At 66.1% G+C, this 25,795-nt stretch carries 19 protein-coding genes; 3 read left to right on the top strand and 16 right to left on the bottom strand.

Annotated elements, in window-relative coordinates; translation table 11 throughout:
- Positions 1-53: 53 nt before the first annotated feature.
- From urtE to urtA, 5 genes are read right to left on the bottom strand one after another with little or no spacing between them, the layout of a single operon-like run.
- Complete coding sequence (gene urtE / locus WS95_RS02740) at positions 54-743, bottom strand: urea ABC transporter ATP-binding subunit UrtE (RefSeq protein WP_059822140.1); 690 nt, start codon at positions 741-743, stop codon at positions 54-56.
- A gap of 34 nt (positions 744-777) precedes the next feature.
- Complete coding sequence (urtD, locus tag WS95_RS02735; protein ID WP_059822137.1) at positions 778-1,521, bottom strand: urea ABC transporter ATP-binding protein UrtD; 744 nt, start codon at positions 1,519-1,521, stop codon at positions 778-780.
- A gap of 3 nt (positions 1,522-1,524) precedes the next feature.
- Entirely contained in the window at positions 1,525-2,694 is a 1,170-nt protein-coding gene (gene urtC / locus WS95_RS02730) for an urea ABC transporter permease subunit UrtC (RefSeq protein WP_059822771.1), read from the bottom strand.
- A 55-nt stretch (positions 2,695-2,749) separates the two neighbouring features.
- Entirely contained in the window at positions 2,750-3,667 is a 918-nt protein-coding gene (gene urtB, locus WS95_RS02725; protein ID WP_059822135.1) for an urea ABC transporter permease subunit UrtB, read from the bottom strand.
- A 55-nt stretch (positions 3,668-3,722) separates the two neighbouring features.
- The gene (urtA, locus tag WS95_RS02720; RefSeq protein WP_059822133.1) at positions 3,723-4,997 is read right to left on the bottom strand and encodes an urea ABC transporter substrate-binding protein; all 1,275 of its coding nucleotides are present in this window, start codon (positions 4,995-4,997) and stop codon (positions 3,723-3,725) included.
- A 224-nt stretch (positions 4,998-5,221) separates the two neighbouring features.
- On the opposite strand from urtA, the gene WS95_RS02715 reads away from it, so the two are divergent.
- Together WS95_RS02715 and WS95_RS02710 are read left to right on the top strand one after the other, a co-directional pair.
- A complete protein-coding gene (locus tag WS95_RS02715; RefSeq protein WP_059822131.1) occupies positions 5,222-8,647 on the top strand; it encodes a hybrid sensor histidine kinase/response regulator in 3,426 nt (1,141 codons plus the stop codon).
- A gap of 67 nt (positions 8,648-8,714) precedes the next feature.
- Complete coding sequence (locus WS95_RS02710; RefSeq protein ID WP_059822769.1) at positions 8,715-9,653, top strand: response regulator transcription factor; 939 nt, start codon at positions 8,715-8,717, stop codon at positions 9,651-9,653.
- A gap of 12 nt (positions 9,654-9,665) precedes the next feature.
- Here WS95_RS02710 and WS95_RS35535 read toward each other — a convergent pair whose 3' ends face one another.
- From WS95_RS35535 to WS95_RS02680, 7 genes are all read right to left on the bottom strand, one after another.
- Positions 9,666-10,127, bottom strand: coding sequence for a hypothetical protein (locus tag WS95_RS35535; protein WP_257139559.1), 462 nt, complete (start codon positions 10,125-10,127; stop codon positions 9,666-9,668).
- A 56-nt stretch (positions 10,128-10,183) separates the two neighbouring features.
- Positions 10,184-12,622, bottom strand: a complete 2,439-nt coding sequence (locus tag WS95_RS02705; protein WP_257139558.1) for a dockerin — start codon at positions 12,620-12,622, stop codon at positions 10,184-10,186.
- Positions 12,579-14,852: a LamG-like jellyroll fold domain-containing protein gene (locus WS95_RS02700; RefSeq protein WP_059822126.1), complete on the bottom strand. Its 2,274-nt coding sequence runs from the start codon at positions 14,850-14,852 to the stop codon at positions 12,579-12,581. Before WS95_RS02700 ends, WS95_RS02705 begins: the two co-directional genes overlap by 44 nt.
- 411 nt (positions 14,853-15,263) lie before the next feature.
- Positions 15,264-16,454 (bottom strand): M20 aminoacylase family protein, encoded by a 1,191-nt coding sequence (locus WS95_RS02695; RefSeq protein WP_059783111.1) that lies wholly within the window; start codon positions 16,452-16,454, stop codon positions 15,264-15,266.
- A 78-nt stretch (positions 16,455-16,532) separates the two neighbouring features.
- Positions 16,533-17,867 (bottom strand): DUF3100 domain-containing protein, encoded by a 1,335-nt coding sequence (locus WS95_RS02690; protein WP_059822124.1) that lies wholly within the window; start codon positions 17,865-17,867, stop codon positions 16,533-16,535.
- A gap of 48 nt (positions 17,868-17,915) precedes the next feature.
- Positions 17,916-19,433 (bottom strand): aldehyde dehydrogenase family protein, encoded by a 1,518-nt coding sequence (locus WS95_RS02685; RefSeq protein WP_059822122.1) that lies wholly within the window; start codon positions 19,431-19,433, stop codon positions 17,916-17,918.
- A gap of 54 nt (positions 19,434-19,487) precedes the next feature.
- Entirely contained in the window at positions 19,488-20,360 is an 873-nt protein-coding gene (locus WS95_RS02680) for an NAD(P)-dependent oxidoreductase (RefSeq protein ID WP_059783106.1), read from the bottom strand.
- 144 nt (positions 20,361-20,504) lie between these two features.
- Between WS95_RS02680 and WS95_RS02675 the strand changes: the two genes are divergently transcribed.
- Complete coding sequence (locus tag WS95_RS02675) at positions 20,505-21,413, top strand: LysR family transcriptional regulator (protein ID WP_059822120.1); 909 nt, start codon at positions 20,505-20,507, stop codon at positions 21,411-21,413.
- A 130-nt stretch (positions 21,414-21,543) separates the two neighbouring features.
- Here the strand turns inward: WS95_RS02675 and WS95_RS02670 are convergent, their stop codons facing one another.
- The 4 genes from WS95_RS02670 to WS95_RS02655 all read right to left on the bottom strand — a co-directional run bounded on the left by WS95_RS02670 (position 21,544) and on the right by WS95_RS02655 (position 25,322).
- Positions 21,544-22,638, bottom strand: a complete 1,095-nt coding sequence (locus WS95_RS02670) for a potassium channel family protein (RefSeq protein ID WP_059822118.1) — start codon at positions 22,636-22,638, stop codon at positions 21,544-21,546.
- A gap of 61 nt (positions 22,639-22,699) precedes the next feature.
- Positions 22,700-24,034, bottom strand: coding sequence for an NAD(P)/FAD-dependent oxidoreductase (locus tag WS95_RS02665; protein ID WP_059822116.1), 1,335 nt, complete (start codon positions 24,032-24,034; stop codon positions 22,700-22,702).
- 635 nt (positions 24,035-24,669) lie between these two features.
- Complete coding sequence (locus WS95_RS02660; protein ID WP_059822114.1) at positions 24,670-24,945, bottom strand: hypothetical protein; 276 nt, start codon at positions 24,943-24,945, stop codon at positions 24,670-24,672.
- Between the two features lie 167 nt (positions 24,946-25,112).
- Positions 25,113-25,322 (bottom strand): hypothetical protein, encoded by a 210-nt coding sequence (locus WS95_RS02655; RefSeq protein WP_034204620.1) that lies wholly within the window; start codon positions 25,320-25,322, stop codon positions 25,113-25,115.
- Positions 25,323-25,795 lie beyond the last annotated feature (473 nt).

Here is a 25,795-nt window from a genome sequence, read left to right as displayed (position 1 = left end):
CTCCTGGGTTCGCGGATTGACATACGGCGCGGCGGGCGAACGCCGCGCCGCGCTCAGACGGACAGGTATTCGCGGATGCGGTCGGTGTCGCCCGCATCGCGCGTGCTCTGGTGCACGAAGCGCCCGCCCTCGATCACGAACAGGCGGTCGGCGACGTCGAGCGCGAAGCTCAACACCTGCTCCGACACGACGATGGCGATATTGCGGCTCGTGCGAATCTGGTTGAGCGCCTTGGCGATGTCCTTGATGACGGACGGCTGGATGCCTTCGGTCGGCTCGTCGAGCAGCAGCACTTTCGGGTCGGTCGCGAGCGCGCGCGCGATCGCGAGTTGCTGTTGCTGGCCGCCCGAGAGATTGCCGCCCTTGCGCTTTCTCATGTCGAACAGCACGGGAAACAACGCGTAAAGTTCGTCGGGCACACGCTGGCTCTGCGCGTTTTCGAGGCCCGTCTGGATGTTTTCCTCGACGCTCAGCGACGCGAAAATCTGCCGCCCTTGCGGCACGTAGCCGATGCCCTTCGACACGCGGCGGTAGCTCTCGTCCTTCGACACGTCCGCGCCCGCCACGCGCACCGTGCCGCGATTGGCAGGCAGCATGCCGATCAGCGCCTTGAACAGCGTGGTCTTGCCCATGCCGTTGCGGCCCATCACGGCCACGCTTTCGCCTTGCGCAACGGAAAAGTCGATGCCGTGCAGCACTTCGCTCTGGCCGTAGCTGACGACGAGATCGTCGACTTCCAGCATGATGTGTCCTCCGTTTTGTCGTTCGATGGCCGACTCAGTGGCCCAGGTAGACGTCGATCACGCGCGGGTCGGCCTGCACCTGCGCCATCGGCCCTTCCGCGAGGATCTTCCCCTGATGCATGACCGTGACCTTGTGCGCGATGCGCTCCACGAAGGCCATGTCGTGTTCGATCACGATCATCGAGCGGTTGCAGCAGATGCGGTCGAGCAGATCGGCGGTCAGCTCGCGTTCGCGTACGCTCATGCCCGCGATCGGCTCGTCCAGCATCAACAGTTCCGGGTCCTGCATCAGCAGCATGCCGATTTCGAGCCACTGCTTCTGGCCGTGCGAAAGCAGTCCCGCTTCCTGGTCGAGCGCGCCGGCCAGGCCGATTTCATTGGCCACGTCGTGCACGCGATCGGCCACTTCGGCGTCCTCGCGATAGGCGAGCGCGCCCAATACGCTGCGTCCGCGCGGAAACGACACTTCGAGGTTCTGCTCCACGCTCAGGTTTTCGTAAATCGACGGCGTCTGGAACTTGCGGCCGATCCCTTTGCGCACGCGGCGGAATTCCGCGAGGTTCGTGATTTCCTCGTTGCGGAACTTGATGCTGCCCGCCGTTTCCTTCGTCTTGCCGCAGATGAGGTCGAGCAGCGTGGTCTTGCCCGCGCCGTTCGGGCCGATCACCACGCGCAGCTCGCCACGTTCGAGATACAGATTGAGCGAATCGATCGCCTTGAAGCCGTCGAACGACACGGTCAGGTCTTCGATCGCGAGCAGAAAGTCGGTATTGCTCATGCTTCACGCCTCCTCGTTCGCCGCGCCGAGCAGCCGCCGCACGCGCGGGCGTACATGCGCGTCGTAAAGACCGGCCAGCCCGTCCGGAAACACCATCACCACGCCGATGAACATCGCCGCCATCAGATAGAGCCAGAGATTCGGAAAGCTCTCGGAGAACCAGCTCTTGCCGAGATTGACGAGAATCGCGCCGTACACCGCGCCGACCAGCGACATGCGCCCGCCAATAGCCGCGTAGATCACCATTTCGATCGACGGCACGATGCCGACGAACGACGGCGACATGAAGCCCACCTGCAGCGTGAACATCGCGCCGCCGATGGCCGCGAGCATCGCCGCGAGACAGAATGCGAACACCTTGAACATCGCGACGTCGTAGCCCGAGAAGCGCACACGGTCTTCCTTGTCGCGCATCGCGAGCAGCAGCGTGCCGAGCTTGCTGCGCTGAACCCAGCGGCAGGCGAGCAGCGCCCCGATCAACAGCGCGGCATTCACGAAGTACAGGATCAGCTTCGCGTGATCGGTGCGGATGTCCCAGCCGAGCAGCGTGGGCAGGTCGGTGATACCGTTCACGCCGCCCGTATAGCCTTGCTGGCCGATGATCAGCACCGAGAGGATCAGCGCGACCGCCTGCGTGATGATCGCGAAGTACACGCCGCCCACGCGCCGCTTGAACATCGCGTAGCCGATCACGAACGCGAGCGCCGTCGGCACGACGAGCACCGCGAGTATCGAGAACGGCAAGTGATGAAACGGCTTCCACCACGCGGGCAGCGCGGTGAGCTGATTCCAGTCCATGAAGTCGGGAATGCCCGGCGTGGTCTGCGTGCGCGTGGCGGCCGGGTCGGACGCTTCGAGCTTGAGAAACATCGCCATCGCGTAACCGCCGAGGCCGAAGAACACGCCCTGGCCGAGGCTGAGCACGCCGCCGTAGCCCCACGCGATCACGAGACCGATCGCCACGAACGCGTAGGTCAGGTACTTGCCCATCAGGTTCAGGCGGAACGTGTCGAGCACGAGCGGAAACACGACCGCGATCAGCAGCGCGAGCAACGCGATGCCCGCATAGCCCGACGCGTCGAGCCGCGCCACGCGGGCACGCCAGCCGGCCGGCGACGCGCCCGGCCCTGACCGCGGGGATATGCGGACCGCCGTGGGTTGGATGGGTTTCATGTCCATCTCTCCAGTCGAATGAAGCTGTGAATGAGGCTTGTGCACGAACGCGGGCTCAAACTCGCCGCACCTTCGATGCGAACAGGCCCTGCGGACGCAGCATGAGAATCACCACGACGGTGAGCAGCGTGAGCACGCGTGCGATCGAGCCCGACAGAAAGAACTCGCTGATCGACTGCATCTGCGCGATGCCGAACGCCGACGCCATGGTGCCGAGCAGGCTCGCCGCGCCGCCGAACGTCACGACGAGAAACGAATCGACGATATAGAGCGAGCCGCTCGTCGGTCCCGTCGAGCCGATGGCCGTGAAGGCCGCGCCCGCCACGCCCGCGATGCCGCAGCCGATCGAAAAGGTCATGCGGTCGGTGCGTCGCGTGTTGATGCCTGCCGCGTTCGCCATCGGCCGGTTCGCGACCGTGGCGCGCACGCGCAAGCCCCAGCGCGAGCGGTAGAGCGCGAGCAGCAGGCCGCCCGTCATCAGCAGCGCGAGGCCCATCACGAACATGCCGCTCACCGGAATGTCGAGGCCGGGCGTGGGTTCCCACGAACCCATCAGCCAGTCGGGCAGCGCCGGACTCACCTCTTTCGGCCCGAAGGTCGAGCGGAACACCTGCTGCATGCCGAGGCTCAAGCCCCAGGTGGCGAGCAGCGTATCGAGCGGACGCTTGTAGAGATGGCGGATCAACGCCCATTCGGCAAGCCAGCCTGCCGCGAAGGCCAGCACGAACGCCGCGAGAATCGCGAAGAAGAAATACACGGGCGTGAGCGCGTGCCAGACGTTCTGCGAGAACCACGAAAACAGGTAGACCGTATAGGCGCCGATCGTCATGAACTCGCCATGCGCCATGTTGATCACGCCCATCTGGCCGAAGATCACGGCGAGCCCGAGCCCCATCAGGAGCAGGACGCTGAAGAGGCTCAGACCGGCGAAGCCCTGCATCAGCGTGATGTTGAAAATATCGGTAGCGGACATCGAACGCTCCTCGCGCGGCGGCGCGATCGGCCGCCGCGCCGCTGCGGTTGACGGATTACATGTAGCCCTTCGGGAACGGGTTCGGCTGGATCGGCTGATCCGACTGCGCGACCACCTTGAACTGGCCGTCTGCCTGCCCCTGGCCGATCAGCGAGCGGCTCCACAGGTGATGGTTCGCATCGACCTTCGCGTAGCCTTGCGGCGCGTTCGGCACCTCGATGCCGGCCGAATGCGCGACCACCTTGTCCACATCGAAACTGCCCGCGCGCTCGCACGCGGCCTTCCAGATCCACGGGCCGAGATAGGCAGCCTGGGTCACGTCGCCGATCACCGACTTCTGGCCGTAGCGCGCCTTGAACGCCGAGACGAACTTCCTGTTGTTTTCGTTATCGAGCGACTGGAAGTACTTCATCGACGAATAGAAGCCCGCGAAGTTGTCGCCGCCGATGCCGAGCACTTCGTCCTCGGTCACCGACAGCGTCAACAGGAACTGCTTCTGCGGCGTGATGCCCGCGGCCTTGAGCTGCTTGTAGAACGCCACGTTCGAGCCGCCCACCACGGTCGCGAAGATGCAGTCCGGTCGCGCGAGCTTGATCTTGTTCATCAGCGACGCAAACTCGGTCGTGCCGAGCGGGTAATACTCCTCGCCCGCCACCTTCGCGTGCAGATGCTGTTCGATATGCCGGCGCGCGATCTTGTTGGACGTGCGCGGCCAGATGTAGTCGGAACCGATCAGGAAGAATGTCTTGGCCTTCTTCGCGTGCGAGGCCCAGTCGAGCGCCCACAGAATCTGCTGGGTCGCTTCCTGGCCCGTGTAGAACACGTTCTTCGACTGTTCGAGGCCTTCGTAGAAGGTCGGGTAATAAAGCAGCCCGTTGTCCTTCTCGAACACCGGCAACACCGCCTTGCGCGAAGCCGAGGTCCAGCAGCCGAACACGGCCGCGACGTGGTCGTTCTCCAGCAGCTTCTTCGACTTTTCGGCGAAGGTCGGCCAGTCGGAGGCGCCGTCCTCCTGAATGATCTGCACCTTGCGGCCGAGCACGCCACCCATCGCGTTGATCTGCTCGATGGCGAGGCGTTCGGCCTGGATCGAGCCGGTTTCGGAGATCGCCATCGTGCCCGTGGCCGAGTGAAGCTGGCCGACCGTCACCGTGGTGTCCGTGACCGCGAGGCGCGTGGTGTTGACCTTCGCCGTGGGCGGCGTTTGCGCCGACGCGCCGCGCGGCAGGCCCAGCGCCATCAACGGCGCCGCGGCGAGACCACCGAGCATTTTCCGGCGCAGCGGCGACGGCATCCGGGCATCGTCATCGAGTCGATCGTCTGCGGACATCACGTTCTCCTTATCGGGTGCCCGGCGCTGGGCGCTGCGGGCTGGGTCGAGGTTGGACGCAATGTAGAAAGCCAATTTGAGGATCGAAATACGTCAATCGACGTATTCCCGGCGCGCGGACTGGAATGTAATTTGCATTGCAAGGCGATCCTGAGCGGCACGGTCCGCCGTTGCGCCGTCCGCGCCCCGCTCGTGCCGCTTTCGCACCATTTCGGATCATCTTCATGTCCCATAGTCACCCGTCAGTGGGCGCGCCCGGTACGCAACGCATCGTCAAGGTGCGCCGCGACTACAACGCCTGGGTCGGCGACGAAACGCTTGAGGACTACGCATTGCGCTTCACGCCGCGCTCGTTCCGGCGCTGGTCGGAGCTGTGCGTGGCCAATACCGCGATCGGCGCCGTGTCGTTTCTGGTGCTGGAAGCGATCGGCGGCAGTCTCGTCGTCAACTACGGATTCACGAACGCGATCTGGGCCATCGCGGCCGTCTCCGTGCTGATCTGGCTCACGAGCCTGCCCATCAGCTATTACGCGGCGCGCTACGGCGTGGACATGGACCTGCTCACGCGCGGCGCGGGCTTCGGCTATATCGGCTCGACGGTCACGTCGCTGTTGTACGCGGTGTTCACGTTCATTTTTTTCGCGCTCGAAGCGGCCATCATGTCGCTCGCGCTCCAGCTCTATTTCTCCATTTCGCTGGCGATTGCCTACGTCGTGAGTTCGCTCGTGGTGATTCCGATCGTCATGTTCGGCATCACGCTGATCAACCGCCTGCAAAGCTGGACGCAGCCGCTGTGGCTCGTGCTGTTCGTGCTGCCCTACGCGGCCGTGCTGTGGCGCCATCCCGACCTGATCGCGCAATGGACCACCTTCGCGGGCTTCGCGCCGCAGGGCCGCGCTTTCAGCCTGATCGCCTTCGGCCAGGCGTCGACGGTCGTGTTCGCGTTGATCGTGCAGGTGGGAGAACAGGTGGACTATCTGCGGTTCCTGCCGCCGCTCACCGCGAAGAACCGCACGCGCTGGTGGTTCGCGTTGCTCTCGACGGGGCCGGGCTGGATCGTGCCCGGCGCGCTCAAGATGCTGGGCGGTGCGTTGCTCGCCTTCATCGCGCTCCAGTACGAAGTCGATGCCGGCCACGCCACCCAGCCGACGCAGATGTACCTCGTCGCCTATCATCTGCTGCTCGATCCGTTGGGGCTCGCGAGCTGGGCGCTGCCGGCGATGACGCTGTTCGTGATCGTCTCGCAGTTGAAGATCAACGTGACCAATGCCTACGCAGGCTCGCTCGCGTGGTCCAATTTCTTCGCCCGGCTCACGCACAGCCATCCGGGCCGCGTGGTATGGCTCGTGTTCAACGTCATGATCGCGCTGCTGCTCGTGGAAATGGGCGTGTTCGATGCGATCGCCAAGGTGCTGTCGCTCTACGCGAACGTCGCGATTGCATGGATCGGCGCGCTGTTCGCCGATCTCGTCATCAACAAGCCGCTCGGCTATAGCCCGCGACATATCGAGTTCAAGCGCGCGCATCTCTACGACGTGAATCCCGTGGGCGTCGGTGCGATGCTGATCGCAGCCGCCGTCGCGATGCTCGCGCATAGCGGTCTGTTCGGCGCGCTCGCCCAGGCGATGTCGTCGTTCATCGCGTTCGGTGCGGCGTTCGCGTGCGCGCCGGTGCTCGCGGTACTCACACGCGGTCGTTATTACATTGCCCGCGCCGCGCAACCGACCGGCGACGCCGCCTCGCTGCGCTGCGCGATTTGCGAAAACACCTTCGAGCCCGACGATACGGCATACTGCCCGGCCTATGGCGGCACGATCTGCTCGTTGTGCTGCTCGCTGGACTCGCGCTGCCACGATCGCTGCAAGCCACACGCGCGCTTCGCGTCGCAGGCCGACCGCGCGCTGCATCGCGTGCTGCCGGGCGCGCGACTCGGGCCCGCCGCGCTGCGTCTCATTCACTATGCGAGCCTCGTGCTCGCCATGCTCGCAGTACTGGGCAGCGTGCTCTATCTGATCTGGTCGCAAAGCGCGACGTCGATGAGCGCCGCCGGGCCGGCGATCGGCCATGCACTCTCCGGCAGTTTTCTGAATATCTTTTTCGCGCTGTCGCTGGTGGGCTGCATCGCGGCCTGGTGGTTCGTGCTGGAGCGCGAAAACCGCCGCGTCACGCAGGAAGAGTCGCAGCGGCAAAACGAGTTGCTGATGCTCGAAATCGAAGCCCATCAGAAAACCGATGCGGCGCTCAAGCGCGCGACCGCCGCCGCGGAATCGGCCAACCGGGCCAAGAGCCGTTACGTGTCCGGCTTGAGCCACGAGCTGCGCACGCCGCTGAACAGCATTCTCGGCTATGCACAATTGCTGCTGCAGGCGAAGGAAGAACTCACGCCCATGCGCTACAACGCCGTGCGCACGATCCATCGCAGCGGCGAGCACCTGCTCGCGCTCGTCGACGGCCTGCTCGACATCGCGCGCATCGAGGCAGGCAAGCTTCAGTTGAACATCGCCAAGGTGTCCCTCGCCGATTTCGTCGCGCAACTGACGTCGATGCTCCGTCCGCAGGCGCTCGAAAAGGCGCTCGCCTTCGACGTACAGACGGTCGGCCGGCTGCCCGCCACCGTGCGCACCGACCAGAAGTGCATGAGTCAGATTCTCACCAACCTGATCGGCAATGCGATCCGCTTCACGTCGAGCGGCACGATCACGCTGCGCGTGAGTCACATGCTCGATACCCTCAAATTCGAGGTGGTCGATACCGGCCCCGGCATCCCACCTGCCGAACTGGAGCGCCTGTTCCTGCCGTTCGAACGCGGCGAAGCGGCCCATGCGTACGATCACGGTGCCGGTCTCGGACTCACGATCTGCCGGCTGCTCACGCAAGCACTCGGCGGCAGCCTGGAAGTGGACAGCGAAGTCGGGCACGGCACGCGCTTCGTGGTACGCCTGTTCGCCCCCGCCGTCGACACGGCGGCCGAACCCCACGCCGAACTCGCGTCGATTCGCGGCTACACGGGTGCGCGCCGCACCATTCTCGTGGTCGACGACCTCGACGATCAACGCGACATCGTCGTGCAATTGCTCACGCCGCTCGGCTTCGACGTCGCCGAAGCGGCCAGCGGCACGGATGCGCTGCGCTGGCTGGCGATGCACACGGCGGACGCGATCATCATGGATATTTCAATGCCGTTGATGGACGGCTACGAAACCAGCCGCCTGATCTCCGAGAATCAGTTGTCGAACGCGCCCATCGTGCTGCTTTCCGCCAACGCGTTCGCCGATGACCGGGATCGCGCGAGCGCGACCGGATGCAAGGGTTATCTGGTGAAACCGCTGCAGGTGAACCTGCTGCTCGACAAGCTTGCACAACTGCTCGCACTCGACTGGATTGCATCCGATACCGGTGCGAGCGCGCTACCGGCGGCCACGACACGGCTGCTCACGCCCGCGGTGTGGCCGCGCGAACTCATCGAACGTCTGCATGCGCATCTCGAAGTCGGCTACGTACAGGGCGTGATCGAACGACTCGACGCCGCGCACGAGACCTGGCCCGATTTGCGCGATCAAATCGACGCGTTGCGCGCGTTGGCGGAACGTTTTCAGCTAAGGGAGCTCGAGCATGAACTTGACCGACTCGCGCGCGGCGCAAACGCGTGACGCGCGCACCGCGATCGTGGCCTCCCCGATCGTCGACGACCCGGCCGCGTGGCTGCGCGAACGGCCCATGATCCTGATCGTCGACGACACGCCGGAGAACCTCTCCTTTCTTTCCGATACGCTGCAGGCGCACGGCTACGCGGTGATCGTCGCCTTGTCCGGCGAAGACGCGCTCAAACGCCTCGCGCGGGTGACGCCCGACGTGGTGTTGCTCGACGCCATGATGCCCGGCATGGACGGCTTCGAAACATGCGTGCGCATCAAGCAGGACGGACGGCACGAGCATCTGCCCGTCATCTTCATGACTGCGCTGACGGAGAGCGAGCACGTCGTACGCGGCTTTCGCGTGGGCGGTATCGATTACGTGACCAAGCCAGTGCAGCCCGAGGAATTATGCGCGCGCATCGGCGCCCACGTGCGGCGTTCACGCGCACAGTTGTACGCGGAGGCAGCACTGTCGCTCGACACGCGCGCGGCGCTGATCGTCGGCGCGGACGGTACGATTCGGTGGCAGAGTCCGCAGGCCGCGCATCATATCGCCGCATACGCGACTGCGCATGACGGCCACGCCGATACCAGGCAAACGGCGAATGCGCACGATACCGGTGCGCCGCCGAAGCTGCCGGCGCTGCTGCGCACCTGGTTCGTCGACTGGCTCGCGCGCGGCGCCCCCGGCGACGCCGTGCACGAATTCGGCACGGGCCAGATACGCCGCTCGGCCAGCGCGACACGTGGTCCGGAGCCGGGCGAATGGATCGTGATCCTCAAGGAAAGAGACGACACGGCGCATTGCCAAGCACTCGCCGAACGCTTCGGCCTGACCCTGCGCGAGGCGGAAGTGCTGCTCTGGGTGTCGCACGGCAAGACCAACCGCGATATCGGCGACATCCTGGGCATCGCTCCGCGCACGGTAAACAAGCATCTCGAACACCTGTTCCGCAAGCTCCACGTCGAGACCCGCGCAGGAGCCGCCGCCGCGGCGATCAAGATGCTCGACCGCGCGTGAACGCAATTTTTTTTACGCATTCGGATCGAACACCCGCCCGTTCCTTGCCGGCATTTTTCCGAACAGTGCGGCCTCGAATGCCCGGTTAAGCCCGGTCAATTTCGCGTCGAGCCAGGCCAGTTCCCGATCGGCCGGTAACGAAGGATCGCCGGCTATCGCGAGCGTTCCGTTTCCGACGTTCGCAGCCGCCTCGCGTCGCATCGAACGGTTGGAAGCCAGATCGCTCATCAACGCATCGATTCGCGTGACGATGGCTGCGCACGCATGCCGCTCGAATGCGACGATCGGCCCCCGGATTACCGGCGCGTCGGTTGCACCTGCCGCATAGACCGATACGGCCCACGCGTCGCGGCCTAGGCGTCGGTCCGGCACGCGCGCGGTCGACCGGTCGGGACGACGCCGACGGCGACGAGCGCGCCACCCAGTATCGCCATGCCGATCGACGTCAGCATCACGACGAGTGTCGCCATTCAACCACGCGCTCCGTGCGGTTGCAAACCGCAACCGGACGGCCGACAGGCCGATCGCCCTCAATTGCTGAAGATCAGACCGCGAGCGGCGCCATTGACGTAAATCCGGCCGTATGTGTTCCAGTCGCCGGCCATCACGCCGGAGTCGCCGAATTGGTGCGTGTCGTCGTTGAAGCGCGCCCACGTTGCGCCGCCGTCGTCGGAATGGTAAATGCCCCAGACGCCGTTCACCGTGCCTTCCACATAGACCGCGGCCGAGTACGGCGACCCGGTCGGCGCCTTGCCCAACGCGATCACGGTGGCGCCCGGCGAGCCGTTGACCGACGCAAAGGCGCCGAGCTTCGTCCAGGTCGCCCCCGAGTCCACCGAGTGGTACACGGCGGTGCCGTCGGCCAGCCAAAGATCGCCCTCCGCATTCGGATTGACCGCCATCGACGTATCCCGCCACGCATTCCAGGCCAGATTCGCGTTCACCGAGCCCTGGCTCAGCGTGAACGTATGGCCGCCGTCGTTCGACACGTAGATCTTGCCGCGCTGCCAGCTCCACGACGCACCGCCCGAATCGTACGCATAGACCTTGTTCGGGTTCTGGCGGTCCGCGGCCAGTCGATAGGCACGCGGGAAGCCGTTCCAGGTGGCGCCGAACGCCGGCAGGTTGGTCGCCGTCCAGCTGGCGCCATTGTCGGTGGTGTACGACGGCACCGAGTCCGGCGGTGCCCAGGTCACGTTGTTGCGGGACGAGACCGCCAGGTTGCCCACGTTGCTCTGGCTTGCCGCGGCGCCGTTGGGCAGCGACGCGAAGGTCGCCCAGCTATTGCCGCCGTCGCCCGACCAGAAGCCCTTGGTGGCATGGCCGTTGGCGTTGTCGACGCCCGCGGCGGCGATGTACGTCGGATCGGACCACGACATATCGGCCGAATTGCCGCTGCTCCACGTGTTCAACGGGCCTTTCGTCGGCCTCGTCGACAGGTCCGTATTGACCCACGTGCCGATGTCGCCGGCGCTGTTGATGAAGTTGTACGACGCACCGGGCGGCGCCGTGACGAGCGCGAGCGTCACGGTTTCCTCGAGGTTGTCGACCTTGGGGCTCCAGGTCGGCGTGGGCGACGACGCGTTCATGGTTTCACAGATACCGCCGCCGTGGACGTGCATGATGTGATCGCGATTGGCGGGGTCGATGGCGACGCTTTCCACCCAGCCGGCGCAACCATCCGACGCAGTGCCCGTATGCGGCATGCCGGCCTCGATTTCGCGCCACGTGCTGCCGCCGTCGTCGGACAGCTGGATGGTCTTGCTGGTGTCGCTCCAGCCGGTCATGCCCAGTGCGATTCGGGCGGACGAGCCGAGACCGGAGACGGACAGGCCGCCAAAGCCGTTGCCGTTGGAACGGTTGAGCAGCGTCCAGTTACCGTCGTTGCTGCCGCCGAACTTGTAGAGATAGCTCGGTCCGCCGATGCCCTGGCCGACGCCCGCGTTGAACACCACGTAGAAGTTGCCGTCGGACGTGCGCACGACGTGCGGGATGTAGTAGCCGGACACCGTCGGCGGGACGGGCACCGGGGTCCACGAGAAGCCGCCGTTGGTGGACTTGTACAGCGTCGACGTCAGGCCCGCTGCGTTGGCGTAGTCCGGAGCGACGGTGGCCCACATGATCCAGGTCGGCTGGCCGCTACCCTTGCCCGACGTATCGAAGATCACTTGTTCGACGCCGATCGGGGAATTGCCGCCGCCGATCGTGGTGGTGGACAGACCCGTGACCTGCGCCCACGTGCGGCCCGAATCGGTACTCTTCCACAGGCCGGCCGTGCGCGATCCATAGAACAGCGTCGACGGATGGTTGGGGTCCACCTGCAGGCGCTCGCCGGTGGCCCGACCGTTGTCGTTGCCGCCCACCGGGAACGGCAGATCGTAGTGCGTCCAGCTGTTGCCACGATCGCTGGAGATGTAGATGCGGCCGTTGTGACCCTGCGTCACGGTAACGCCGGCCATCATGTAGACGAGCTGATCGTCGTTCGGGTCGAGCGCGAGGCTTTCGATGCCGTGGAAATCACCCTCCCCTGCGCCAAAACCGATGCCGTCGGTGATAGGCGTCCACGTCGAGCTGGTCGCATTCCAGCGGTATGCGCCGCCAACGTCGGTGCGTGCGTACAGCAGGCTCGCGTTGGTCGGATGATAGATCAGGCCGGTGACGTAGCCGCCCCCGCCCCACTTGACGCTGGTCCAGCTGGCCGCCGGCTGATTGCTGCTGCTGCCGATTCCGCCGATCTGGCCGCGATTGGCGGCTACATTGGCGCCCAGATTGGTCACGCCCGTCGCGCTATCGGATCCGTCACCACAGCCCCATAACGTACACGCCATCGCCGCAGCGGCAATCCATCGCTGAGAAAACATAGTCATCCGAAAAGTCCTTGAAGGAAGAGGTCCATCGCTGGGCCCGCCACCGGGCCCAGCGCAATCAATTCGCCATGAGCGATGCAATCTGCGCAGCGTCGAGCGCACCGCGATAGATGCGGAAATCGTCGATCAGGCCGTTGAACGAGGCGTCGGCACTGTATTGCGATTTGCCCAGCCAGTTCTGCGTGGTACCGCCGAGGCGGAACGGCGCCTGGAACATCGCCGTGTTGGTGCTGACGGGCGTGCCGTCCACGTAGATCGTGCCGGTCGACCCCGACAGCGTGACGGCCACATGCACCCATCGCTTGCTCGGCAGCTCGGCGGGGGCGTCGATGACCTGTTCCGGAGGGCCGTCGCCGGGGCCGTTGGCCGTCATCGCGAAGCGCATGCCGGCCCAGCCGTTGCGCGACTGCCCGCGTGGCGTGAACATCATGTAGCGGTGGAAGCCCGTGCCGAAGTCGAACAGGCGTGCCCACGTCTGCGAGCCGTTCCAGAACACCCAGCTGGCGATGGTGAAGTCCGACACATCGGTCAGCACATCGTCGGGCAACGCCACATACGCGCCCGAGCCATTGAGCGAGACCGCGTTGCCGTTGCGCCCCGCTGCCCACGTTGCGCCGTTGAGCGTGCCGTTGCGCCCGTTGCCCGAACGATCGGCGGCCGTGATGCCGCTGCCTTCATCGAAGCTGAGGTGCGCGAGCAGCTGCTGCGCCGTGATCACTTTCACTTCGTTGGAGTGCGCCGATTCGCCCGCAATCGTTTGCGCTGTCACGACATAAAAATACGTGCCGGCACCGGCTGGCACGTCGGTATAGGTCAGCAGATCGGTGATCCCGCTCTGGATGGTGCTGTACGGTCCACCGGCAATGGTCGCGCGCTTGACGTTGTAGCTCGTGGCATCGCTGCTGCCCCACCACGACAGCACCACCTTGCCCGCGCTGGCGTAGCCGGTCAGGCCGGTCGGCGTGGCGGCAGCGGGGCCGGGGTCGAGCGTGCAGGTGAGCGTGCCGTAGCCGAGCTGGTCGAAGCCGCCGCTGTTGGGGCCGTAGTTTCCGCCGCCGCCTTCCGGCGCCACGAGTTCGGCTGCGCGCTTGGTGTAAGGCGCCGCCAGGCCTTTGCGGTTGATGTAATGGTTGGCCACCAGCGCCCAGCAGGGCCGCCCCAGCGCGCTGCCTTGCCCGCCGGCGGCGAACTGCGTCTGGATGACGCCGGCGCTGTTCTGGTATGTGACGAAAGGCACCGTGTAGAACGCGCCGTCTGCCTGCTTCAGGTTGGCCTTGGCCACGTATTCGGCGCCCGCCAGAAAGCGGTTGTTGTCGTAGCCGTACAGGTCGATGCCCTGATTCCACGCCATTTCGCAAATGGCGCCCGTCAATGCAATGCCCAGCACACTGTGCCCCTGGTCCCGGCCGGCTTCCTGCCATTGCCCGAGGTTGCCGGGGTGCATGTAGTACACGGCTTGCCGGATACAGCCGTTACTGCCGCCGGTCTTGAAATGGGTGACGGCCTCGTCGACGAGCCCGGCATCGTCGCACAGCACGCCGATGGCCAGGACGCACGCGACGTTGGCCAGTCCCCAGTTGGCCCAGTAGTGCGTGTCCATCGCGGTATCGATACGGGTCAGGAAAGCATGGCTGACCGGGTAGAAGACATTGCGCATCATCGCCTGAAACGCGGCGAGGCCGGCCGGGCTCCAGCCGCTGTAGCTGCGCATGATTTCGGCTACGTTGGCGAACTCGTAGCCATAGATGCCGGCGGCGAGTGCCACGTCGCTGCCGCCGAGCGTCGTCAGCGTCGAGGCCCATCGGTCCAGATACGCCACTGCCTTGTCGGCGTAGCGCTTGTCGTCCGACACCTTCCAGCGCAGCGCGTCGCCGTAAGCGGCAGCGATGTCGTTGTAGAGGGCGCCGTAGTTCTGACCATGCGTCGGATCGTTGCCGCGATAGATGCCGACCTGCGGGTTGGGGTTGTTCGTCAGGCGCGTGTGACCGTTGGCAACGAGCACGTTCCAGCTGTCGATCCACGGGGAAGCTTGCGCGCCGACTTTCGCGCGCATGCGTTCGAAATCCGCCTCGGTATGCAGCAAGCCAGGATGCACGAAGGTGCGGGTTTGGGCAGTGCCTGCCGCCGTCGCACCCGCGCCGATACCGTCCGAAGCCGGGGCCACTGCGGACGCTTGGCCGCCGTTGTTCGCCGATGCACGCTCACCGCCTGTCGCCGCGTTCCCGCCGTCGCCGCCGCATCCGGCCAGAAGCGTTGCACCGAGCCCCATCACGAAATGGCGTCGGGCAATATTGTCGATGTCGCCGAGTGCGACGATTTCCTCGGACAGCATCGTCGATGCTCCTTTGTCTCGCATGTCTGGATCCCCTGTTTTTAGCTTTCGTCAACGCGATAAAATGTACTATCCGTTCCGTATTCATCAGGAACGGGGTGCATTCTATCCAGTGAGATAGGGATCCAATCAAGCGGAAAATAACAAATTCACCGATGACACGCACTTGTCACATCGATGATGCAGGGATCGAGGAATGCGCGAAGCGGTCGGGTACAGCCGCAGAACCGAGCAAAGGTCGTCATCGTTTGCGAAGTACGAATGTCGCTTCATCGGCCGACACCGACGCGAAACCTGAAAACTTCCACGGAATCCAGTCCATTTCCATTCGTTCTACGAAATAAAATCGTCACTGGCCATGATGTCGCGAAAAGCGGTGTCAATTCCCCCTGCAGCACCGGCACCGCCTCCCTACCGCCCCAACACCCGCTCCACCAACCTCACGAAATAACTCGCCCCCACCGGCAGCAACGCATCGTTGAAGTCGTAACTGGCGTTGTGCAGCAGGCAAGGCCCGCCGCCATGCCCATGCAAACGATGATCTCCCGCGCCATTCCCGAGAAACGCATAACAACCCGGCTTCTCGCGCAGCATGAACGAGAAATCCTCCGCCGCCATGGTCGGATCGACGGCTGCGTTCACATGCGCGTCGCCCACCAGCTCACGCATCACCGCCACCGCCACCGCAGTCTGCTCGGCGTCGTTCACGGTGGCCGGATACTGGCGCTGGAAATCCACCTCGCTCTCGCAATCGAAGGCTGCGGCCGTCGCGGCCACCACGGCGCGCATGCGCGTCTCGATCAGGTCGAGCGTCGCATCGGAGAAAGTCCGCACCGTGCCGCCGAGCCACGCATCGGTCGGCACCACGTTCATCGCCTCGCCCGCATGCACCTGCGTGACCGACAGCACCGCGCCGTCGATCGGATTTCGGTTGCGCGTGACGATCCCCTGCAGCGCATTCAGCACCTGGCCCGCCGCGAACACCGGATCGCGGCCCAGGTGCGGCATGGCCGCGTGGCAGCCGGCACCGCGCAAGTCGATCCGGAACAGGCTGGTCGAGGCCATCAGCGGCCCCGGCCGCACCGCGAAATCGCCGGCCGCGATGCCGGGCCAGTTGTGCAACCCGAACACGGCATCCACCGGGAAACGCTCGAACAGGCCGTCGTCGATCATCGCGCGCGCGCCGCCGCCCGCTTCCTCGGCCGGCTGGAAGAACAACTGCACGGTGCCGTTGAACTCGCCATGCCGCGCCAGATGGCGCGCGGCCCCCAGCAGCATGGCGGTGTGGCCGTCGTGGCCGCACGCATGCATCGCGCCGGGCACCGTCGAACGATGCGCGAAGGTGTTGGCCTCCTGCACGGGCAGCGCATCCATGTCGGCGCGCAGGCCGATCGCGCGCGGGCCGCTGCCGCGCTTCAAGGTGCCGACCACGCCGGTGCGGCCGACGCCGCGCGTGACGGCATAACCCCATTGCTCGAGCCGCCCGGCAACGAGTTCGGCAGTGCGGAGCACGTCGAAGCCCACCTCGGGATGGGCGTGAATATCGCGGCGGATCGCCGTCAGTTCGTCTGCGTGCGCGACGATGGAATCGATCAGTTTCATGCGGAGGGAAGCGCTTTTGTCGTCGTCGCGATACGGCGGCGGGCCGGTCCATGCCGGTCGCCGCCGCGCCGCGAGGCATCAGATATGGAACAGTTGCGCCACCAGGGTCGCGCCGATGAAGGTACCGGCATTGGCCACGAAGGACACCAGCACGATGCGCCAGCCGAGCCGACGGAACGCCGGGATGTCCTTGGCGATCGACAGCCCCGCGAATACCAGCATCGGCGTGGTCACCCCGAGGAAATCGTTGTGCGAGCTGAGCGCGGCGATCTGCGAAGCCCACGGGCACCACGGCGAGGTCAGGAACATCGCCACCACCGATACCCAGCAGACCGCCGGAATCCGTCGCCCCGTCACACGCGCCAGCGCATCGCCGACGATCGTCGCGCACACCATGATCGCGATTCCCGGCAGTCCCGCGAGCGGCGTGGTGCCGTGGGCGATCCAGTCGCACACCAGCGCCATCGCGGCAGTCACGATCCAGGCCAGCAGCTTGCCGCCGTAGCCGAGCGCCGGCGCCTCGGTCCGCACGTCGCCCAGCGACGGGCTGGCCGCCTCGGGCTGCGCCGAGGCCTTGGTGGTGCGGCCGATCAGCGGCTCCAGCACGCGATAGCCCCAGACCGCGAGCGGCAGCGAGATGAACAGCGTGAAGTAGGTACCGATGGTGGTGGTGATCAGGTTGCTGGCCGCGGCGAACGCGAGCACCGATTTCGCCGTCTCCGGGTCCTGCTGCGCGGCGATCGCGCCCGAGGCGGCCGCCATCATGCTGCCCGAGCCGACGCCGGAGCCCATCGCCAGCGCGAGCGGATCGAAGATGCCGAGGCTGCTCACGAAACCCGCGAACACGGCGATGAACACTGCACCGAACACGGTGCCGGTCAGGTACTCGGCCAGCACGCCGCGGCCCTCGGCCGAATCCATGCCGTACTTCTCGCCGATGATCGCCAGGCTCGGCTCGCGGCCCACCGAGAAGGTCGCGCCGATCGCCTCGCGTTTGATGCCGAGCAGCAACGCGAGCGGCAGGCCGAGCAGGATGGTGCCGACGAAGTGGCCGAATTCCTGGAAGGCCAGCGCCCAGCCCGCCGACGCCAGCTTGGGCAGCGCGCTGCCCACCATCAGCCCGAGCTTGGAGACGAACAGCAGCAGCGCCGGCTGCAGGATCGCGGCCGCGAAGAATTGGTCGGGCACGCTCAGGCGCGCACTGCCGTTCCAGCGCGCGCTGGCCAGCCCTACCGCCGCGCCGAGCAGCAGCGCCCAGATCATCGGCAGCAGCACGACCTTGCCCGGCCCGAGCTTGAACGTGAACGAGCCGATCCATTCGGCGACCAGCAGGATGCCGGCCGCGTATAGCAGAACCTTGGCGGTGGCCGCGCCGCCCAGTTCGCGACGCTCGATACGCAGTGCGTGTTCCATGACGAGTCTCCCCTTGAAGCCCGGCTGCCGTCGAATGCGGGCCGGTGGTTACAGATAACCGAACGCGGTGGGCGGCGCTTCGGCCGTCTCGACCCACACGCTCTTGGTCTGCGTGTATTCGTACAGCGCCTCGACCCCGCTCGAGCGGCCGTAGCCGCTCATGCCGTAGCCGCCGAACGGCGATGCCACGTTGATGGTCTTGTAACCGTTGACCCAGAAGGTGCCGGCCTTCACCTGAGCGGCCACACGATGCGCGCGCGCCACGTCGGTGGTCCACGCCGCGCCGGCCAGGCCGAAGTCGGTGTCGTTGGCGATCGCGATCGCCTCATCCTCGGTGTCGAACGGGATGGCGGCCACCACCGGCCCGAAGATCTCGGTGCGCGCCACATCCATCGCGTTCGACACGCCGGCCAGCACGGTGGGCGCCACGAAGTAGCCGCCGCTGCCCTCCGCGACGCGCCCGGGCGAGCCGCTGGCGAGCGTGGCGCCCGCCGCCACGCCGCTCTCGATCATCGACATCACGTGGTCGTACTGCTTGCGATTGTTGATCGGGCCCACCTCGGTCGCCTCGTCGAGCGGCGCGCCGACACGGATCTTCTTCGCCCCGGCCGCCACCATCGCGACGAACTCGTCGTAGACGGCGCGCTGCACCAGCAGACGCGAGCCGGCCACGCAGCTCTGGCCCGCGCCGGCGAAGATCGCCGCCTGGGCAGTCAGCGCGGCGCGCTTGAGGTCGGCATCGGCGAACACGATATTGGCCGACTTGCCGCCCAGCTCCAGCACGCACGGCAGCACGCGGCGCGCGGCGGCCTCGGCGATGCGCGCGCCGGTGGCCGGCGAACCGACGAACACCACCTTGCCGACCACGCGATGCGCGATCGCGGCCTGCCCGGCGGTGTGACCGAAACCGGCCAGCACGTTGACCAGGCCGCGCGGCAGCCCGGCCCGCTCGCCGAGCCTGGCGACCGCCAGCGACGTGAAGGGCGTCAGTTCCGAGGGCTTGAGCAGCACGCCGTTGCCCATCGCCACCGCGGGCGCCACCTGCCAGCCGCAGGTAAACACCGGCGCGTTCCAGGGCGTGATCTGCAGCACCACGCCGACCGGCTCGCGGCGCGTGTAATTGAGGTGCGAGGTCGGCACCGGGATCACGCTGCCGTAGAACTTGTCGGTCCAGCCCGCGTAGTACTCGAACATCTCGGCGACCTTGCCCACCTCGCCCCGGCAGTCGCGGATCGGCTTGCCCGAGCCCAGCGCCTCCAGCCGCGCGATCGCCTCGGCCTCGGCGCGGATCGCGCGCGCCACCTCCTGCATCACGCGGCCGCGCGCGGCATGCGTGAGCGCCCACCATTCGCGCTGCGCGCGGCGCGCGCTTTCGGCCGCGTGGTCGATCGCGGCTGCGCCGGCGTCGCGATAGGCGAGCGTGGCCTCGCCCGTCGCCGCATCGTAAAGCTGGATCGTGTCGCCCCGGCCGGCGACGAGCTCGCCGTCGACATACGAGCCGATCGTGGCGGCACCGGGGAAGAAATGCGCGAAGGCGGCAAGCAACTGGTCTGCGTGCTGGGTCATGTCAGGTGTCCGTGTATGTGAGTCGCGCGGGATCGCGGCGCGGGCTGCCGGGCCTCACGCCGGGTCGAGGAAGTCGACGATGCGGTTGAAGTCCTCGCCGTCGGCGACGGATCCCTCGCTGGCGGCCCACACGCGCGCCGCCTCGCGCGCCACCGGCGCGACGCTGTCGAACTGGTCGAGCAGGCCCAGCGCGAGCCGCACGTCCTTGCGCATCAACTTCATCGTGAAACCGGAATCGAACTTGCCGTTGAAGATCCAGGTCGGGTAGTTCGTCAGCGTCGCGCTGTTGCGGCCGGAGCCGCCGTTGAGCGCCTCGACCAGCTTTTCCGGATCGACGCCGGCCGCGCGCGCGGTGCGCACCGCCTCGCTGGCGGCCAGCAGGTGCACGCCGGTCAGCAGGTTGTTGAGCAGCTTGGTGACGTGACCGGCGCCCACCGGGCCCACATGAACGCGCTTGGCGCTGATCGTCGCGAGAATCGGCTCGATGGCGGCGATATCGCTGTCCGAGCCGCCGAGCACCATGGTCATGGTGGCGGTAGCCGCGCCTTTCGGGCCGCCGCTCACCGGGCCGTCGACGAACCCAATGCCGCGCTCGGCCAGGGCCGCCGCCACGCGCCGCGTGCTGTCCGGATCGGCCGTGGTGGTGTCGATCACGATGGTGCCCGGTTTCGCGTGCTCGAGCACGCCGCCCGCGCCCAGCACCACCGCCTCGACCACCGCCGAGGTCGGCAGCGACAGCAGCAGCACGTCGGCGTCGCGCGCGATCTCGGCCACCGAATCGCGCGCCGACAGCACCGCCTGTTCGGCCAGCGCGAGCGCCACGCCGGGCGCCGCGTCATAGCCGAGCACCGTGTAGTCGCCGCGCCGCAGCGAACCCGCCATGCCGCGCCCCATGTTGCCCAGACCGATCACGCCCACCGTTTTCATCCGACGACTCCCGATAGCTGTTGGTTCGAGGCCGGCGCGCCAGCTTGCGCCTACCCTGCATGGCTACGATGTTCGGTCCGGCGATCCGTATAATCAATCAACGCCAATATTGAGATTGTTCTCTTTTTTAGAACGCCAGGATCCATGAGCGATACCCTCACCGACAGTCGGATCGTCTATTTCTACGAGGCCGTGCGTTGCGGCACGATCCGCGCCGCGGCCGACTGGCTCGACGTGGCGCCCTCGGCCGTGAGCCGCCAGATCGGGCTGCTGGAGAAGGAGCTCGACGCCACGCTGATGGAGCGCCACGCGCGCGGCGTGACGCCCACCGAGGCGGGACGCTGCGTGATCGAGTATTTCCGCGAGCAGCTCGCGCACCGCGACGACCTGATCTCGCGTCTGCAGGAGCTGCGCGGGCTCAAGACCGGCCAGGTCAGCCTGGTGCTCGGCGAGGGCTTTGTCTCGGATCTACTGGCCGGGCCAATGCAGCAGTTCTGCCGGCAGTTCCCCGGGATCCGCGTCAACCTCGACGTGGGCAGCACCAACGACGTGATCCGCAAGATCTCGAACGACGAGGGCGAGATCGGCCTGGTGTACAACCCGCCCGCCGAGCCCAAGCTGGTGTCGCGCGCCTCGAAGCGGCAGCCGATGATGGCGATCGTCGGCCCCGATTTCCCGCGCCGCAGCCACAAGGTGCTGACGGTGCAGCAGCTCGCCACCTACCCGCTGGCGGCCACTCACCCGTCGTACGGCACACGACAGATGATGGAGGCCGTGGAATACGCCGAGCGCGTGCGGCTCGCGCCGATCATCACCACCAATTCGTTCGCGATCCTGAAGGAGTTCGTGAAATCGGGGCTCGGCATCTCGGTGATGCCAGCCTTCGCGGTGACCGCCGAACTGCAGGCCAGGGAGCTGTTCGCGATCGAGATCGCGCATCCGATCCTCGAGAACGCCGAGGCGCACATGGTCACGCGCGTGGGCCGCAAGCTTTCGGTTGCCGCCAACAAGATGCTGCAGATGATGACGGGGCAGATGCGGGCGTTCCGGTAGGGGGTTCTGGCCTGACTGGTGATTCTGCCCGCGACGCGAGGCTTCGGTCAGCGGCCTGCAACGGTCATCGAAGAAAAGGGAACGCTGCACGCCCGTGCCCTCATGGGCACATAACCAGAGCCAAACGCCCTCACACTTCCGGATCCGGAATCCGCGCCGACTGAATCACCACCAGCGTATCGCCCGCCTCGATCCTGCACGGCGGATCCTCGTAAAACGAATGGATCTTCCCGCAGCGATCGAGCCCGACCACGATCGCGCCCGGCACGACGTTCGTCATGCAGCCGATCTCATGCGGCAACGCCTCGCGCTCCAGCAGCGTCGCGCGACCGCGCGTCGACAGCATGTCGTTCACGAACGGCACGATGTAGCGGCTATGGACCGCGTCCGCCAGCAACAGCGCGCCGATCTTCGTCGACGACACGATCACGTCCGCGCCGGCCTGCCGCAGTTGCCGCTGGTACAGGTTCTCCTGGATCCGCACGACGATCTTCGTATCGGGCGCGATGCTGCGCACCGACAGCGTCAGCAGGATCGCGGTCGGATCGTCGGTCACCGAAATGATCACGGCCTTCGCCGCGCGCACCTGCGCCTGCTGCAGCAGATCCTCGTGCGCCGGATCGCCGAGCAATCCCGTCACGCCGAGCGACGTCGCCGCCTCCAGGGCCTGCTGTTGCGAATCGATCACGATGATCGTGGCCGGATCGACGCCGCTCTCCAGCAACTCGCGCACCGCGATCGACCCCGACAGACCATAACCGCACACGACGATGTGATCGGACAGTTGCTTCTGCAGGCGTTTCATGCGGAATTCCTCGACGACGCGCTGGATCACGAACTGATACGCCGTGCCCAGGAAAATGAACCAGATGCCGATGCGGATCGGCACGATGAAGAACGCATCGAGCAGGCGCGCCCGCGCCGTGACGGGCACGATATCGCCGTAGCCGACCGTCGCGACCGTGACCATCGTGAAGTACACGAGATCGGCCACGGTCATCGGCGTGCTCTTGGTCGAATCGCGCAGGCCGTCGCGATCGAGATACAGCACGAGAAACGCAAGCGTGCACAACAGCACGACCGCGCCGAGGCGGAACAGCAGCGTGCGGCGCGGCGACGTCGCGGGACGCGTGAACAGCGTGCGCGCGCGCGGCGCCTGCCACGGATCGCGGGCGCGACGCAGACGCAGGCGCAACGAGCGGCGCTGATCGGATGGCGTTGCCAACGGGAAATCTCCTGAAGGATGCGGGCTCGATTCTACGACGGGAACGCGTGCGCGCGGCCGGTCACAGCATGCTGCGCGGCCGCACCATCGTCCCGTCGACGAAACGCCGCGCGCGAAACGCCGACAGGTCGAGCGACGGCGCGCCCGTGTCGATCCATTCGGCGAGCAGCCGGCCGACGATCGGCCCCATCGCGAAACCGTGCCCGCAGAACCCCGTCGCAATCGCAAGCCCCGCCGGCGTGCCGGGCGCATCGATCACCGGAATGCCGTCGGGCAGCACGTCGATCAGGCCGGCCCATGCCTCGACGACCTGCGCATCCTTCAGCGCGGGAAAGATCGCCTTGAGCTTCGCGAGCGCGCGCGGCGCATGGGCGCGATTCGGCTGGGGCTGCGGATCGCGCGGCTCGATCGGCCCGGTCGAGCCGTCGATGCGTGCGAGCACGTCGCGCCATGCGGACGCACCCAGATGCAGCCGGAATTTGTCGCGTTGCGACCAGAATTCCGGCCAGAAGAGACTCAAGCCGCGTAGATGGCCGAGCGTCAGGTCGACGTCGACCTGCATGTCGTCGGCGAGATTGATCGCGCCGTTCTTGCGCTGCCGGATGCCGAGACCATGGCCCCACACCGTCGCCGCAGACACCGGCGCGACCACGTTGGTGCGCATGCAGGTGCCGCGCACGGCCTGCTGCGGCAGCCGGATGCCGACGCCGTCGAGCAGCCGGAAACTGGTCGCGCCGGCCGCGCAGATCACGCGACGCGTGCGGATCGTGCCGCGCTCGGTCGCGACGCCGACGACCGCACCGCCGGCCGTCTCGATCGCGCTCACACCGCAGCCTTCGAAGAAACGCGCGCCGGCCTCGGTCGCGCGCGCCGCGAATGCGGCGGCCACGCGACGCGGCTCGGCCTGCCCGTCGGTTGCCGTATACAGGCCGCCGAGGGTACGCGCGTGCGTCGACAGCCCTTGCACGCGCTCGTCGATCTGGGCGCGCGTCAGCGTGCGCGTGTCGAGCCCGTGCTCGCGCGCGACGGCGAGCCACGCCTGGAACGAGGCCCAGTCGTCTTCGTTGTCCGCCATGTAGAGGCAGCCGCCCTGCCGCCATTCGAGATCGAAGCCGAGCGCCTGCTCCAGGCCTTCCCATATCCGCATGCCGGCCATCATCAGCGGCACTTCGGCCGATTCGCGTCCCTGCTGTCGCACGAAGCCCCACGCGCGCGTCGATTGCTGGCCGGCGATGCGCGACTTGTCGAGCACGACGGCTTTCAGGCCGCGCAGGCCGAGGTAGTAAGCAGCCGCGCAGCCCATGATGCCGGCGCCGGCGACGACGACGTCGGCTTCGGTCGGAAACGCCGTATCGGCGTGGCTCAATGCGTCGTGCAGCGGATAGGTGGTGGTCATTGTTTTCTGTCGGGGGTCGATGCATGCCCGGCAAAGCTTATCGTGGCGGCGACGTCACATGAAGCGATAAATTTCGAAAACCGTCATTCGGCCATTCCTTCGGGGTCCATCATCGCATCGACGCCGGTGCGGTGGCGCGGCCTGCCGACGCCACGGCGCCGCAGCCGCATGTCGCACCGCGACGGTTGCGCTCGCTTGCGCGTCGATACCGGCAGCGGAGGAATTGTCGGCCGATGCCGGTGCCTCGACACCCTGCGCCGTCGCGGAAATTCGATCCGTAGATGCGGGCTCGCCAAGCGCAACGCGAACCGTTGCGTCGACAAGGCTCGACGCCCGATGCGATCGTTGCCCGCTCAGCCGGATTCCTTATCGATCAGGATTGCGAATTTAATGGCGGACAATGCCCGATCGATGCCGCAGCCGTTCCTGCCGGATCGGCTCCGGCGGCTGTTGTCCGCCGGACGAGACGACGGCACGCCGTTCACGTCTATGCCCGCTGTAGCGCGAACGCGCAATCGATGCGTGTCGGTTCGACGGCGTCGACGGCGACATGTCGAGCGCCCGACAACCACGCGGCCACTCATTCAGTCAGGACTTCGCGGCCTGCCGGGGGAGCCGCCGCTACGTCGGCGTCCTCAGTGCGAATAGCGCGTTTGCGTGCCTGCGGTGCGGTCGAACGGCTGCAGCCTCGCCAGCTGCTCGATCGACATCGTGACGACTTCGAGAACATGTCGCGCGATTTCGTCTTCGGCCATGCCCGCGTTGATGTACCGCTCGATGCTCATCGTGCGGGGCGGATAGCTGCCGGCTTCGTCGTCGACGATGTCGATCCTGGCCGTACGCTGCTCGGGCGACAGCACGATCTGGACGGTTTTGCCGTGAACGACGGTCTGCATGCACAAAGTGGACATTCGCAGTCTCCGATTGCGTTGGCTTCGGACGATCGATACCTCACAACAGGAGTCGTCAATCTACAAATTTCCGCACGCATTCGCAACATTCAGACACGAATTCCCCGTCGTTCGGGCGCAGCACCGCCGGTCGACCCGATGCCCGCATTGCACGGGCATGCGCTGCGCTACGCATAGCGGCTCAGCCATTCTTCGGAGAATTGTCTCGCGTACGCGACCGCTTCGGCTTCGGTGTCGAATTCGCCCAGCTTGCGGAATGCAGCCTCACGGCTGAAACCCACCTTCGTGACCTCGACCTGCGCGGCGTATTTGCCGGCCTCCGTCACGCGCGGCTCGCAGTTCATTTCGTATCCGCGCATCAAGAATTTCTTCTGCATCGGTTCAACACGTTTTTGAAACGGCGGAATCGTAGCAGCAGCTGCGCTGACCTGAAAAGTGTCCGCGTCGGTCTCACTAGAGGAAACCGTCGATGGATCGCCTTCCAGGAACTTCGACGATCCGTCGTGCGATATCCTGAAAAAATGGGGCGGATACGTCGGTCCGGCGCGTCCGCGCCCTGCGTTGGTGCATCGTGCCGCGATTACCCGCCGCTTCGTGTGGAATCGCATTCGGGCCGACCGGAATACGGACCGGAAGATGTCGAACGCGCCATCACCGGCACGCGCCGCGTCAAGCCGGGCGTAACGTCATGACACACCTTTCACACAAACGCACCTTTCACCACACTGAATGACGACCATTTTGCGGTAAAGTTATCTTTTCCGTGCGTGGCCGGTCGGCTCGCCATTGGACGTCATGAAGACTGTCCGCCGAGACTGCCGCAAGGCGTCGTTCTGAACGTCACGATCCG

The sequence above is a fragment of the Burkholderia sp. MSMB1826 genome (genome assembly GCF_001526325.1).
Lineage (GTDB): Bacteria > Pseudomonadota > Gammaproteobacteria > Burkholderiales > Burkholderiaceae > Burkholderia.
The sequence above is the reverse complement of the archived record's forward strand: the minus strand, read 5'-3'. Positions and strand labels throughout refer to the sequence as shown.

Coding starts and splice junctions, on each gene's coding strand:
- WS95_RS02685 (WP_059822122.1), bottom strand. CDS start 19,433: ATGACCCAGCACGCAGACCAGTTGCTTGCCGCCTTCGCGCATTTCTTC.
- WS95_RS02680 (WP_059783106.1), bottom strand. CDS start 20,360: ATGAAAACGGTGGGCGTGATCGGTCTGGGCAACATGGGGCGCGGCATG.
- WS95_RS02715 (WP_059822131.1), top strand. CDS start 5,222: ATGTCCCATAGTCACCCGTCAGTGGGCGCGCCCGGTACGCAACGCATC.
- WS95_RS02690 (WP_059822124.1), bottom strand. CDS start 17,867: ATGGAACACGCACTGCGTATCGAGCGTCGCGAACTGGGCGGCGCGGCC.
- WS95_RS02695 (WP_059783111.1), bottom strand. CDS start 16,454: ATGAAACTGATCGATTCCATCGTCGCGCACGCAGACGAACTGACGGCG.
- WS95_RS02710 (WP_059822769.1), top strand. CDS start 8,715: ATGATCCTGATCGTCGACGACACGCCGGAGAACCTCTCCTTTCTTTCC.
- urtE (WP_059822140.1), bottom strand. CDS start 743: ATGCTGGAAGTCGACGATCTCGTCGTCAGCTACGGCCAGAGCGAAGTG.
- WS95_RS02655 (WP_034204620.1), bottom strand. CDS start 25,322: ATGCAGAAGAAATTCTTGATGCGCGGATACGAAATGAACTGCGAGCCG.
- urtA (WP_059822133.1), bottom strand. CDS start 4,997: ATGTCCGCAGACGATCGACTCGATGACGATGCCCGGATGCCGTCGCCG.
- urtC (WP_059822771.1), bottom strand. CDS start 2,694: ATGAAACCCATCCAACCCACGGCGGTCCGCATATCCCCGCGGTCAGGG.
- WS95_RS02675 (WP_059822120.1), top strand. CDS start 20,505: ATGAGCGATACCCTCACCGACAGTCGGATCGTCTATTTCTACGAGGCC.
- WS95_RS02700 (WP_059822126.1), bottom strand. CDS start 14,852: ATGCTGTCCGAGGAAATCGTCGCACTCGGCGACATCGACAATATTGCC.
- WS95_RS02665 (WP_059822116.1), bottom strand. CDS start 24,034: ATGACCACCACCTATCCGCTGCACGACGCATTGAGCCACGCCGATACG.
- urtB (WP_059822135.1), bottom strand. CDS start 3,667: ATGTCCGCTACCGATATTTTCAACATCACGCTGATGCAGGGCTTCGCC.
- WS95_RS02660 (WP_059822114.1), bottom strand. CDS start 24,945: ATGTCCACTTTGTGCATGCAGACCGTCGTTCACGGCAAAACCGTCCAG.
- urtD (WP_059822137.1), bottom strand. CDS start 1,521: ATGAGCAATACCGACTTTCTGCTCGCGATCGAAGACCTGACCGTGTCG.